13 protein-coding genes are annotated in these 12,437 nt (G+C 65.1%); 12 read left to right on the forward strand and 1 reads right to left on the reverse strand.

From position 1 onward, the window contains the following. Positions 1-11 precede the first annotated feature (11 nt). The 9 genes from scpB to FG93_RS06120 all read left to right on the forward strand — a co-directional run bounded on the left by scpB (position 12) and on the right by FG93_RS06120 (position 7,929). Entirely contained in the window at positions 12-713 is a 702-nt protein-coding gene (scpB, locus tag FG93_RS06080) for an SMC-Scp complex subunit ScpB (protein WP_043233053.1), read from the forward strand. 137 nt (positions 714-850) lie between these two features. Next, a complete protein-coding gene (locus FG93_RS06085) occupies positions 851-1,975 on the forward strand; it encodes an ABC transporter ATP-binding protein (protein WP_081881337.1) in 1,125 nt (374 codons plus the stop codon). Positions 1,976-2,040: 65 nt separating this feature from the next. Then, the gene (locus FG93_RS06090; RefSeq protein WP_043232977.1) at positions 2,041-2,283 is read left to right on the forward strand and encodes a twin-arginine translocase TatA/TatE family subunit; all 243 of its coding nucleotides are present in this window, start codon (positions 2,041-2,043) and stop codon (positions 2,281-2,283) included. A 47-nt stretch (positions 2,284-2,330) separates the two neighbouring features. Next, entirely contained in the window at positions 2,331-2,825 is a 495-nt protein-coding gene (gene tatB, locus FG93_RS33290; RefSeq protein WP_043232979.1) for a Sec-independent protein translocase protein TatB, read from the forward strand. Then, complete coding sequence (gene tatC / locus FG93_RS06100) at positions 2,822-3,637, forward strand: twin-arginine translocase subunit TatC (protein WP_043232981.1); 816 nt, start codon at positions 2,822-2,824, stop codon at positions 3,635-3,637. Before tatB ends, tatC begins: the two co-directional genes overlap by 4 nt. Before the next feature lie 52 nt (positions 3,638-3,689). Continuing rightward, positions 3,690-4,994: a serine--tRNA ligase gene (gene serS / locus FG93_RS06105; RefSeq protein WP_043232982.1), complete on the forward strand. Its 1,305-nt coding sequence runs from the start codon at positions 3,690-3,692 to the stop codon at positions 4,992-4,994. 4 nt (positions 4,995-4,998) lie between these two features. Further along, positions 4,999-5,760 carry a 5'/3'-nucleotidase SurE gene (gene surE, locus FG93_RS06110; RefSeq protein ID WP_043232984.1) on the forward strand — a complete coding sequence of 254 codons (762 nt, stop codon included), beginning with the start codon at positions 4,999-5,001 and terminating at the stop codon, positions 5,758-5,760. A gap of 27 nt (positions 5,761-5,787) precedes the next feature. Further along, entirely contained in the window at positions 5,788-6,456 is a 669-nt protein-coding gene (locus tag FG93_RS06115) for a protein-L-isoaspartate O-methyltransferase (RefSeq protein ID WP_043232985.1), read from the forward strand. Between the two features lie 129 nt (positions 6,457-6,585). Further along, complete coding sequence (locus FG93_RS06120; RefSeq protein ID WP_043232986.1) at positions 6,586-7,929, forward strand: LysM peptidoglycan-binding domain-containing M23 family metallopeptidase; 1,344 nt, start codon at positions 6,586-6,588, stop codon at positions 7,927-7,929. A 305-nt stretch (positions 7,930-8,234) separates the two neighbouring features. Here FG93_RS06120 and FG93_RS06125 read toward each other — a convergent pair whose 3' ends face one another. Beyond that, positions 8,235-9,113 carry an ATP-binding protein gene (locus FG93_RS06125; protein WP_043232989.1) on the reverse strand — a complete coding sequence of 293 codons (879 nt, stop codon included), beginning with the start codon at positions 9,111-9,113 and terminating at the stop codon, positions 8,235-8,237. Positions 9,114-9,496: 383 nt separating this feature from the next. Here FG93_RS06125 and yajC point away from each other — a divergent pair, with 383 nt between their 5' ends. Genes yajC through secF form a run of 3 tightly spaced genes read left to right on the forward strand, consistent with a single transcriptional unit; the run spans position 9,497 to position 12,418 of the window. Next, positions 9,497-9,772: a preprotein translocase subunit YajC gene (gene yajC, locus FG93_RS06130; RefSeq protein ID WP_052513427.1), complete on the forward strand. Its 276-nt coding sequence runs from the start codon at positions 9,497-9,499 to the stop codon at positions 9,770-9,772. A gap of 53 nt (positions 9,773-9,825) precedes the next feature. After that, on the forward strand, positions 9,826-11,436 hold the full coding sequence (gene secD, locus FG93_RS06135; RefSeq protein WP_043232991.1) for a protein translocase subunit SecD: 1,611 nt from the start codon (positions 9,826-9,828) through the stop codon (positions 11,434-11,436). Positions 11,437-11,464: 28 nt separating this feature from the next. Next, the gene (gene secF, locus FG93_RS06140; protein WP_043232994.1) at positions 11,465-12,418 is read left to right on the forward strand and encodes a protein translocase subunit SecF; all 954 of its coding nucleotides are present in this window, start codon (positions 11,465-11,467) and stop codon (positions 12,416-12,418) included. The last annotated feature ends 19 nt before the right edge of the window (positions 12,419-12,437 follow it).

Below are 12,437 nucleotides of genomic sequence, written 5' to 3' on the forward strand. Positions count from 1 at the left end.
GCCTGATGACGATGTCTGCGGCGCCTGAGCGGATCGAGGATGATGAGGGCGGCGAGGCTCAGCTCTTCGCCCAGTCGCTGCGCATCGTCGAGGCGCTGCTCTTCGCATCGGCCGTGCCGCTCTCGGAAGAGGAACTCAGCCATTCGGTGCCGGCGGGTGTCGCGGTACGGCAACTGCTTGCCCGGCTCACGGACATCTACGCGACGCGTGGCGTCAATCTGCGGCAGGTCGCCGGCAAATGGGCGTTCCGCACCGCGCCGGACCTCGGATACCTGCTCGCGGCCGAGGCCGAGCCGCCGCGCAAATTGTCGCGGGCGGCGCTCGAAGTGCTGGCGATCATTGCCTATCACCAACCGGTGACGCGGGCCGAGATCGAGGAAATCCGGGGCGTTGCCACCGCCAAGGGCACGCTCGACATCCTGCTCGAAGCGGGGTGGGTCAGATTGCGCGGGCGTCGTCGGACGCCTGGCCGGCCGGTGACCTATGGCACCACGCCGGGCTTCCTCGATCATTTCGGGCTCGACCGCATCGACGACCTTCCTGGCCTCGACGAGCTGAAGGGCTCGGGCTTCATCGAGGGGCGGCTCTCGAAGGATCTGACCGTGCCGATTCCCGATGACGGTCCCGATCTGCAGGAGGACGAGGATCCGCTCGGCGATCTCTTCACCCCGCTTGACGACGGCGGCGACCCGCCCCACACCCCGGACGAGTGAAGTCGGGGACATTCCCCGATTATCGTCCCGGGCGACCGAACGGAGCCACGAGGTCCATGCCCGAGCGTTTACGATCGAGGTTTTGGCATGGACCCTGGCTCTCAGCCGTGTTTTGCCCAGGATGATGGGTGGTTTCGATGGAGCATCCTTTGGCGCGTAGCGAGGGCGTGGCGCGGTGGCTGAGCTGGGGCCGGCGCGGGACAGCGGGTGCAGCCATTCCGATGTCGCTCGCCTTCGAAGGCGTCACCCAGCGCTTCGGTGAGGTGACTGCGCTCGAGGACGTGACGCTCGCGATCGCCCCCGGTGAAATCGTGGCCCTGCTCGGGCAGTCGGGCTGCGGCAAGACGACGCTGCTTCGACTGGCGGCCGGCGTCGAGCGGCCCAGTGCAGGCAAGGTGCTGCTCGAAGGTCAGGATGTTTCGGCTCCTGATGCGTTCATCGAGCCGGAGAAGCGTGGCGTGGGCCTGGTCTTCCAGGATTATGCGCTGTTCCCGCACCTCAATGTGCTGGAGAACGTCCGCTTCGGCCTGCGTGGCTATGACGATGCTTCGGCGCAAGCGACCGCGCTGCGCGCCATTGCCCGTGTCGGTCTGGCGGATCTGGCCGAGGCTTATCCACATATGCTTTCGGGCGGCGAGCAACAGCGCGTGGCGCTGGCGCGAGCGGTGGCGCCGCGCCCCGGGGTGCTCCTGATGGACGAGCCCTTCTCCAATCTCGATCGCCGCCTGCGCGATGTGGTGCGGGACGAAACCGCCGCATTGCTGCAGGAAACCGGGGCAACCTCGATCATCGTCACCCATGATCCTGAGGATGCGATGCGGATCGCCGATCGGATCGTGCTGATGCGGTCAGGGCGGATCGTCCAGATCGGGACCAGCGAAGAGCTCTACCGAAAGCCTGTCAGCCTCTTTGCGGCCCGATTTTTCTGCGATTTTACCGAGATCAACGGCATAGCCGAGCGCGGCGCGGTGGAAACGCCGGTCGGGAGATTTGCAGCGCCGGGCCTTGCCGATGGGCAGGAGGCCGTGGTCTGCGTCAGGCCGCATGCGATCAGGCTGGTGCCAAAAGGGTTCTGCCTGCCGGCGCGCGTGGTGATGCGGCGCTTTCTCGGTGAGGTCGACCATTTGCTGCTCGCCGTCGGCGGGCTTGAAAAGCCGCTAGTCGGACGGGTCTCGCTGCCGGGCTCGATCCGGGAAGGCGAGGACATCGGTATCGATATTCAGTCGGACGAAGTTCTTGTGTTCGCCTCGGGGGACACATAGGTTCCGGCACAAGCACTTGGCGCAGGTGGGAGCCTGCGCCGCACCGGTATTCGGAGGAGTTTGCCATGGGTGGCGTCAGTATCTGGCACTGGATCGTCGTCGGCGTCATCGTGATGCTGTTGTTCGGGCGCGGCAAGGTTTCCGAACTGATGGGCGACGTTGCCAAGGGGATCAAGTCGTTCAAGAAGGGCATGGCCGAAGACGAGCCGACCACGCCGCCGCCTGCTGCGACCACGGCTGACCCGAAGATCATCGATCACGCGCAGCCTGCCAATTCCGCCACGGCGAAGGCCGAACACAAGGCCTGACGCCGCGCCGCCAGCGAGCGGCGAGGGGTTGAGAGGACGAGCCGTCGATGTTCGACATCGCCTGGAGCGAATTGATGCTGATCGGGGCGGTTGCGCTCGTCGTGATCGGCCCCAAGGACCTGCCGAAAGCCATGCGGACCGCCGGTCAGGCGATCGGCAAGGTTCGCCGCATGGCCGGCGAATTTCAGAGCCAGTTCAACGACGCCATGCGCGAAGCCGAACTGGACGATCTGAAGAAGCAGGTCGAGGATGTCGGCGGTTCGGTGCAGAGCGCGCTCAACACCGATTTCAAGCCGATCGATTCGATCAAGGACGATTCCAGCACGCCCGCCGCCGGTGCCCGTGACGACGCGGCGCTGAAGGAGGCGGAGGCTACGCTCGCCGCCCTGCCGGGGCCGGAGCCCTTGCCCGAGATCGTCATCGAGCCCGCGCCGATCGCGGAACCGGAGCCTGAACCCGAGGTCAAGCCGAAGGCGCCGCGCAAGCGCGCTTCGTCGAAGAAGGCCAAGGTCAGTGAGCCGGATGAAGGGAGCCCGGCATGAGCGTCGCCAACCCCAGGGAAGGCGAGGACGATATCGAGGCCTCCCGCGCACCGCTGATCGACCATCTGATCGAGCTGAGGGCGCGGCTGATCAAGTCGCTGATCGCCTTCCTGATCATGTTCTTCATCTGCTTTGCCTTTGCGACGCAGATCTACAACGTGCTGGTGCAGCCCTATGTCTGGGCCGCAGGCCCCGGCGCGAACGTGCAACTCATCTATACCGCGCCGCTCGAATATCTGTTCACGCAGATCAAGATCGCGGCATTCGGCGCCGGATTCTTCGCCTTTCCGGTGATCGCGACACAGGTCTACAAGTTCGTGGCGCCTGGCCTCTACAAGAACGAACGCCAGGCCTTCGCGCCTTATCTCGCCGCGACGCCGATTTTCTTCATCGCCGGCGCCTGCATGGTGTTCTTCTTCGCCATGCCGGTGCTGATGAAGTTCTCGATCGGCATGCAGCAGGCTGCGACGGACGGGCAAGCGGGTATCGCGCTCCTGCCGAAGGTCAGCGAATATCTCTCGCTGATCATGACGCTGATCTTCGCCTTCGGCATCTCGTTCCAGCTGCCGGTGATCCTGACATTGCTTGGTCAGGCGGGAATCATCGATTCGGCCTTCCTCAGGGACAAGCGGCGCTACGCCATCGTCTTCGTCTTCGTGGTCGCTGCCGTGCTGACGCCGCCGGATGTGATCTCCCAGCTCATGCTTGCCGTGCCGATGCTGCTCCTCTACGAGCTTTCGGTGTTCTCGGTGCGCTATGTCGAGAAGAAGCGGGAGGCTGCGAAAGCGGCCGAGGAAGCAGGCGGAGCCTGATCCGATCGCGGCTCGCGCGCATCGATTGGGATGCGCGATAGGTTGAGCAGCGATGTACGACATCAAATGGATTCGCGAGAACGCCGAGGCGTTCGATACCGGGCTCAAGCGGCGGGGCCTTGCGCCGCTCTCGTCCTCGCTGCTTGCGCTCGACGATTCCCGTCGCTCGGCCATCGCCAAGGCGCAGGCCACGCAGGAACGCCGCAATGCGCTCTCCAAGGAGATCGGCAAGGCGATGGGCGCGAAGGATATCGCGCTTGCCGATAAGCTGAAGGCCGAGGTCGCGGCACTGAAGGACGCTCAGCCGGCGCTCGAAGCCGAGGAGAAGGCGGCCGTCGAGGCGCTGAACGAGCAGCTCGCGGCGATCCCCAATATGCCGAATGCCGATGTGCCCGAGGGCGCGGACGAGCATGGCAATGTCGTGCTGCATGTCCATGGCGAGGCGCCCGAGAAATCCGGCGGACGGCTCTTTGGCTTCAACCAGCTAAAGGAGCATTTCGAGCTCGGCGAAGCGCTCGGCCAGATGGATTTCGAGACGGCGGCCAAGCTTTCCGGCTCGCGCTTCGTCGTCCTGAACACGCGGCTGGCGCGGCTCAACCGCGCGATCGGCCAGTTCATGCTCGATACCCATACCGAGGAGCATGGCTATACCGAGGTCAACCCGCCGCTAATGGTGCGGGATGAGGCGATGTTCGGAACCGCGCAGCTGCCAAAATTCCGCGACGACCAGTTCCGGGCGGGCGAGGATCACTGGCTGATCCCCACGGCCGAAGTTCCCCTCACCAATCTCGTGCGCGAATCGATCCTCTCCGAAGAGGAGTTGCCGCGTCGTTATTCCGCGCTGACCCCCTGCTTCAGAGCCGAAGCCGGCTCGGCCGGGCGCGATACGCGCGGCATGCTCCGTCAGCACCAGTTCGAGAAGGTCGAGCTGGTCTCGATCACGCTGCCGGAAAAGTCGCGCGAGGAGCATGAGCGCATGCTCGCCTCGGCGGAGGCGATCCTGAAGAAACTTGACCTGCATTATCGGGTGATGACGCTCTGCACTGGCGATATGGGCTTCGCCAGCCAGAAGACCTGGGACATCGAGGTCTGGCTGCCGGGGCAGAAGACCTATCGCGAGATCTCGTCCTGCTCGGTCTGCGGCGATTTCCAGGCCCGGCGCATGAACGCGCGCTACAAGACTCGGGACGGCAAGGGCCCGTTCTTCATGCACACCCTCAACGGCTCGGGCACGGCGGTCGGCCGCGCGCTGATCGCGGTGATGGAAAACTACCAGAACGCTGACGGCTCGATCACGGTGCCCGACGTGCTGGTTCCCTATATGCGCGGGGTAACCCGCATCGAGAAGGTGGCCTGACCCCATGCGTATCCTCGTCACCAATGATGATGGCATCCATGCCGAAGGCCTTGCGGTGCTGGAGCGCATCGCGGCGCAACTGTCGGACGATGTCTGGGTCGTGGCGCCCGAGACGGACCAATCGGGCGTCGCGCATTCGCTCTCGCTCAGCAATCCGCTGCGCCAGCGCAAGATTTCGGACAAGCGTTACGCCGTCGCCGGCACGCCGACCGATTGCGTGATCATGGCGGCACGCTCGATCATGCTCGATGCGCGGCCCGACCTCGTGCTGTCCGGCGTCAACCGCGGCCAGAACGTCGCGGAGGACGTGACCTATTCCGGCACAATCGCAGCGGCCATGGAAGGCACGCTGCTCGGCATCCCATCGATCGCGGTCAGCCAGGCTTATGGTCCGGAAGGCCGGCACCAGATCCATTGGGACTGCGCCGAACACCATGCTCCCGGCATCATCCGCCGGCTGCTGGAGGAGGGGATTCCCGAGGGCGTGCTGTTCAACCTCAACTTCCCGAATGTCGCGCCGAGCGAGGTTGCGGGCGTGGCGGTGACGGTCCAGGGCCGGCGTGACCAGGAACTGGTGCGGCTGGAGCCCCGCCATGACGGACGTGGCAATCCCTATTTCTGGATCGCCTTCCAGCGCAGCCGGAAGGAGCCGGCCAACGGCACCGATCTGAGGGCGCTGTCCGAGCAGAAGATCTCGATCACGCCGCTTGAACTCGACCTGACGCATGAGCCGACGCTGACCCGCTTCGCGCAGGTTTTTGCCTGATACCGAACGGGAATAACGGGGGCGGCGATGAGCGAGGGCGAGGAGGCGCCTGGCAGCGAGGGTGAGCGAACCGTCGCTTTCCTATTGTCGCTGAGGGCGCGGGGCGTGCGCGATCTCGCCGTGCTCCGGGCGATGGAGAAGGTCTCGCGCGAGCGATTCGCACCGACCCGCTTTGCCGACCTCGCGCGCCAGGACGTTTCCGTGCCGCTCGCCTGCGGGCAGACGATGACCGCCCCGCATACTGTGGCGAATCTTGTCAGTGCCCTGGAGATGGAGCCGTCGGCCCGCGTGCTCGAGGTCGGCACGGGCTCCGGCTATGTCTCGGCGCTGCTTGCCGCCATGGGCGGAGAGGTGGTCTCGCTGGAGCGCTACCGCACGCTCGCGCTTGCTGCTCATGAGCGCATCGGTGGCAGCGGCTACGCAAAAATGGTCGATCTGCGCCATGCCGACGGCTTTCAGCCAGACCGAACGCTTGGCCGATTCGACCGGATCCTGGTCAATGGCGTTACCCATTCCGTTCCCGAGGCCCTGCTGGCGCGGCTTTCGGTTGGCGGGCGGTTGGTCGGGGCGCTCAGGGTTGAAGGCGTATCACGTCGGGTGGTGGTCACACGGACGGACGACAGTGCCTATGATCATGCGCTTGGCCCGGTCCTGCGCCTGCCGCCGTTGATCCCGGGCTTGGCACGGGCACTCTGAACCTCGGCTGAAGAAAGCCGGCCCCGGTTGAAAAATATGAAGAGGCCAAGGACGCGCGAAACGTTTTCGTAACCTGAACGGGGCTTTAATCCCCTTCATCGAGTTGCGTTGTTCGCGAGTATCTTGTCCATGCGTAGCCAAGTCGGATTCAAGTCCAGCGTTGCCCTTCGCCTGTCGACGGTCTGCGCGCTCGCCTTGAGTGTCAGCGCCTGTTCGTCGGACACGATGCGCTTCACCGAGGCTCCCTTCAGCAATCCTTTCAGGACCGCGCAGGCTCCCGCCATGCGCGATCCGGCAACGACCGGTTCGATCGGGCGCAGTGCCAGTGCGCCGATGTCGTCGCCGGCTCCGTCCGTCGGGGCGGTCCGCGCCCAGCCCTTGCCGCCGCCGCAATCGGCCGTTGCACTGCGTAGCGTCGCTCCGGCGCCTGTCGCCGGCAGCGCCAATGGCTGGTCGGCCCAGGGCGGAACAGCGATCGTCGTTGCCCAGGGCGAGACGCTCGATACCCTCTCCTCGCGCTATGGCGTGCCGCGTTCAGCGCTGATGTCGGCGAACGGGCTCTCGAGCGCGAACGTGGCTCCCGGCTCGCGGCTGACGATCCCGGTCTACAACGCCGGCGGTGGTGCGGCGCCGCAGCAGGTGGCACAGGTGGCGTCGCCGCAGAGCGATGCACGTACCGAATCGCCGCGTTTCGTGGCTGGCCCCGCCCCAGCGGCGGCGCAACGTGCTCCTGTGGTGCCGGCGCGTGTCGCTGCGGCGCCGGTCGATGCCAGGGCGAAGGCCCAGGCCGCTGCCGAAACCAAGGCGCAAGCTGCGGCCGAGGCCAAGGCAAAGACTGCGGCCGATGCCCAGGCCATGCGGGACGCCCGCGCCAAGTTCGCCGCCGAGGCCAAGGTGAAGGCCGAAGCCAAGGCCAAGACGAAGCCGGTCGTCGAGGCAAAGGCGCCGACGCCTGCCCCTGTTGCGACTCCGACGAAGACCAAGCCGGTCGTGGTTGCCAGCGCTCCGGCCGAGGAGAAGGTCAGCGCCGTGCCGAAGTCGGCTCCCGAGCCGACGCCCGATCCGAAGACCACCGCAAGCCTGCCCAAGGAGGAAGATGCCTCCAAGGCCGATTTCCGCTGGCCGGCTCGCGGCCGCGTCATTGCCGGCTATGGCGGCAAGGGCTCGAACGAGGGCATCAACATCGCCGTGCCGGAAGGAACCCCGATCAAGGCGGCCGAAGGCGGCGTCGTCGCCTATGCCGGCAGCGAACTCAAAGGCTACGGCAATCTCGTGCTCATCCGTCATCCCAACGGCTACGTCTCGGCTTACGCCCATAACGGCGAGCTGAACGTCAAGCGCGGCGAGTCGGTGAAGCGCGGCCAGGTCGTCGCCAAATCGGGCCAGAGCGGCAACGTCTCTTCGCCGCAGCTGCATTTCGAGCTGCGCAAGGGATCGTCGCCGGTCGATCCGGTTCCCTACCTGAACAACTGATCCAGAGTTGACCTGACGCACCCTCCGGGCCGGAGCTCTCACCTTCGCCCGGACACGCAGAGACATCCACCTTCGATCAGTTCCCGCGAGACCCCGCTGATCGAAACAAGGCGGGACGGTCCCAGGAAAGGCCGTCCCGCCGTTTTCATGTGTGCCTCAGCCCGCGCCAGCATGTCGCCGAACTCTGGGCCTGAGACTGGCGACGCTCCCAGACTGAATCCGGAGCGCCGCCTATCCCTCAGAGAATAGGGGCTTATCCGCCTTGGGCGGCAGGCATGCCGCCCAAGGCGATGCTCTTGCGCGTCTCAGCCGTCGAGCCGCTGTCCAAGCCGGCCCGCCAGGTCCTGGATGTACTGCCAGGCCGTGCGCCCCGAACGCGATCCGCGCGTGGTTGCCCACTCAAGCGCTTCGCGACGAAGTTCGTCCGGCGCGATCTTCAGGCCGAAATGGCTGACATAGCCGTTGATCATCTCCAGGTACTCGTCCTGGCTGCATTTATGGAAGCCGAGCCAGAGGCCGAAGCGGTCCGAGAGCGAGACCTTCTCCTCGACGGCCTCGCCGGGGTTGATCGCGGTCGAGCGCTCGTTCTCCATCATGTCGCGTGGCAGCAGGTGTCGACGGTTCGAGGTGGCGTAGAACACGACATTGTCGGGGCGCCCTTCGACGCCGCCGTCCAGAGCCGCCTTCAGCGACTTGTAGGAGGTGTCCTGCCCATCGAAGGAGAGGTCGTCGCAGAAGACGATGGCCCGGTGCTTGTCCTGCCGCAGCATGGCCATCAGCGCCGGCAGGCTCTCGATGTCCTCGCGGTGGATTTCGATCAGCTTCAGGGGCAGGGCCTTGCCGGCGAGGCGTTTGTTGGTGTCGGCATGGACCGATTTGACCAGCGACGACTTGCCCATGCCGCGCGCGCCCCAGAGCAGCACGTTGTTGGCCGGCAGGCCGTGGGCGAAGCGCTCTGTGTTCTCGGCGAGCGTGTCGCGGACCCGGTCGACGCCGCGCAGGAGCGAGAGTTCGACCCGATTGACCTTCGCGACGGGAGCCAGTTCCGCCGCCGCCGGATGCCAGACGAAAGCGTCGGCAGCGGTCAGGTCCGCTGCCCTTCGCGCTGGCGGTGCGATGCGTTCCAGCGCCGAGGCGATGCGGAGGAGGGTTTCGAGGTTCAAATCGGGGGAGCCGGTGGTCATCGGGACAAAGCCTATCGCGCGAGCGGTGTTCAAGCTGGGACGTCGGGCCAGGCGACCCAAGGGAGGCGCGGCCCGGTGTTCGGGAATTCCTGTCAGAGGGCCATGACAGCCGTTCTCCGGAACGAACTCTATGGAATATGCCAAGCTGAATCGGACAAGGCCATTGCGCGCATGCCGGCAAGCTCATAGGTGAAGCGACGCGGTCGGTTCTTCGCCGCGCCAACAATTGATTTAACGGCGTCTCTGGCTATAGTCCGCGCGATTTTTGACCTGACGAAGCCGCAACCGCATCCACGGCAGGCGCGCCTGCGCCGCCGCTGTGAAGGAGCTTGTTTGTGATTACCCCTGCATTTGCCCAAGGTCTCGGTGGCGGAACGCCCGAAATGCTGATGAGCTTCGTTCCGTTCGTGCTGATCTTCGTGATCATGTGGTTTCTGATCATCCGTCCGCAGCAGAAGCGGGTGAAGTCGCATCAGGAAATGATCAAGAACGTTCGGCGGGGTGATACCGTCGTGACCTCGGGCGGGATCGTGGCCAAGGTGTCGAAGGTGATCGACGACAGCGAGATCGAGGCCGAGATTGCCGATGGCGTCCGCGTCCGGCTGGTCAAGGGCATGATCCAGGACGTCCGCTCCAAGAGCGAGCCGGTCAAGAGCTGAATGGCGCCCCGGCCCTGACGGGTCGGCGCGCGACAACAAGGCTGTTCACGCAGATGCTTCGTCTCCAGGCCCGCAAGGTCATCCTCGTCCTGCTCGTGCTGATCTTCGGTTGCGGGCTCGCCCTGCCAAATCTGTTCTCGCCGGAGACGCGCAAAGCGATCGAGCAGGGCGCTCCGTCCTGGATCCCGCGCTTCATGTTGCCGATTCACGCCGTGACGCTTGGCCTCGATCTGCAGGGCGGCTCGCATGTTCTGCTCGAGATCGACAGAGCCGACCTGATCAAGACACAGGTGACGCAGCTTCGCGACGATATGCGACGCATCCTGCGCGAAGAGCGTGTCGGCTTTCAGGGCGGTATCGGACTGACCGCGCGCGGCGTGCAGGTGCGTGTCCCGGAGGCGAGCGACCGTGCCAGGCTGATGCCGAAGCTTCGGGAACTGGCGCAGCCGGTCGGAACGCTCGGCGCGTTCGGTCCTTCGGGGAACCAGTCGATCGAGGTCTCCGAGCAGCCTGACGGTCTCGTCCAGCTCCAACTGACCGAGGCTGGCGCCAACGAGCGCGTACGCCGTGCCGTCGAGCAGGCCATGGAAGTCCTGCGCCGCCGCGTCGACGCGCTCGGCACCACCGAACCGAACATCCAGCGTCAGGGACTTGATCGCATTCTGGTCCAGGTGCCGGGTCTGCAGGACCCGCAACGGCTGAAGCAGATCCTTGGCGACACCGCCAAGCTGCAGTTCCGGATGGTCGCTGACCAGAACAGCGGCGACGTCGATATGCTGCCGTCGCAGGATGCCGGCGGTCAGCTCGTGCCGGTCAGCCGTCAGGTCATCGTCGAAGGCGAGGACCTGATCGACGCGCAGCCGGCTTTCGACCAGCGCACCAGCCAGCCGATCGTCAATTTCCGCTTCAATATCCGTGGCGCCCAGCGCTTTGGCCAGGCGACGACCGAGAATCTCGGGCGGGCGCTGGCAATCGTGCTCGACAACAAGGTGATCTCGGCCCCGGTCATCCAGTCGCCGATTACCGGCGGTTCAGGCCAGATCTCGGGGAATTTCACGGTTGAGTCCGTGAACAACCTGGCGATCCTGCTGCGCGCCGGCGCCCTGCCAGCCAAGATGACGATCGTCGAGGAGCGCACCGTCGGCCCGGGCCTTGGCCAGGACTCGATCCAGGCGGGCAAGATGGCGACGCTGATCGCGACCGCCCTCGTGATCCTCTACATGGTCCTGACCTATGGGATCTTCGGCGTCATCGCGAGCGTGGCGCTGCTCGTCCATGTCTGCTTGATCTTCGGACTGATGTCGTTGCTCGGCGCTACCATGACCTTGCCGGGCATCGCCGGCATCGTGCTCACCATTGGCACGGCGGTCGATTCCAACGTGCTGATCTATGAGCGCATGCGCGAGGAATCGCATATGGGCCGCTCGTTGGTCTCGGCGCTGGAGGCCGGGTTCCAACGGGCCTTTGCGACGATCATCGACTCGAACGTCACCATGCTGATCGCAGCGGTTGCGTTGTTCTCGCTGGGTTCGGGGCCGGTGCGCGGCTTCGCCGTGGTCTTCATCCTGGGCATTCTGACGACCGTGATCACGGCCGTGACGTTGACGAGGATGCTGATCGCGCTGTGGTACCGCTGGGCTCGGCCCAAGGCCCTTCCGTTCTGACGCTGCCGACCCGACAGGAGATACGCGCATGCGTCTGCTTCGCATCGTTCCCGACAATACCCGTTTCAAGATCGTCCGCTTCCGACGCTTCAGCTATCCGTTCTCGGCGGCCTATTCGATCCTCGTCCTGGCGCTCTTCCTGACGGTAGGGCTGAATTTCGGCATCGACTTCCGCGGCGGTACGCTGATCGAGATGCAGGCCAAGGCCGGCAAGGCCGAGATCGCCTCGATCCGTCACACGGCCAACGGGTTCGGCTTCGGCGAGGTCGAGGTCCAGGAATTCGGCACGGCGGGCGATATCTCGATGCGCTTTGCCCTGCAGCCAGGGGGCGAGACGGCCCAGCAGGCGGTGGTCGCGAAGGCGCGTGAAGCTTTCGCAGGGACGCATGACTTCCGCCGGGTCGAGACCGTCGGTCCGCGCGTTTCCGGCGAACTGGTCCAGGCCGGGACACTCGGTGTCGTGCTCGCGATTGTCGGCGTACTGATCTATCTCTGGTTCCGCTTCGAGATGCAGCTCGCGATCGGCGCGATCGTCGGTACCCTGCACGATATCGTGCTGACCGTCGGCTTCTTCCTGATCACGCAGCTCGAATTCAACCTGACCTCGATCGCGGCGATCCTGACCATTGTCGGTTATTCCTTGAACGAGACGGTCGTGGTGTTCGACCGCACGCGCGAACTGCTGCGCCGCTACAAGACCATGCCGGTCGAGGAACTGCTCGACCTCTCGGTCAACTCGACGCTGTCCCGCACCGCGATGACCGCCACGACGACCGTCCTCTCGCTCGTCGCGCTGGTGTTCTTCGGTGGCACGGCGATCGAAGGCTTTGCCCTCGTCATGCTCTTCGGCGTGGTGGTCTGCACCTATTCGGCGATGTTCGTCTCGACACCCGTGCTGCTCTATCTCGATGTGCGCGCCGGGCGCCTTGACGCGGATGTCGAAGAGAAGGTTGCGGCCGTAGCCAAGCCGAAGGCGAGCTGAGTGGGCGAGCGCCCTGACC

This window comes from Allobosea sp. LC85, from assembly GCF_000735605.1.
GTDB lineage: Bacteria > Pseudomonadota > Alphaproteobacteria > Rhizobiales > Beijerinckiaceae > Allobosea.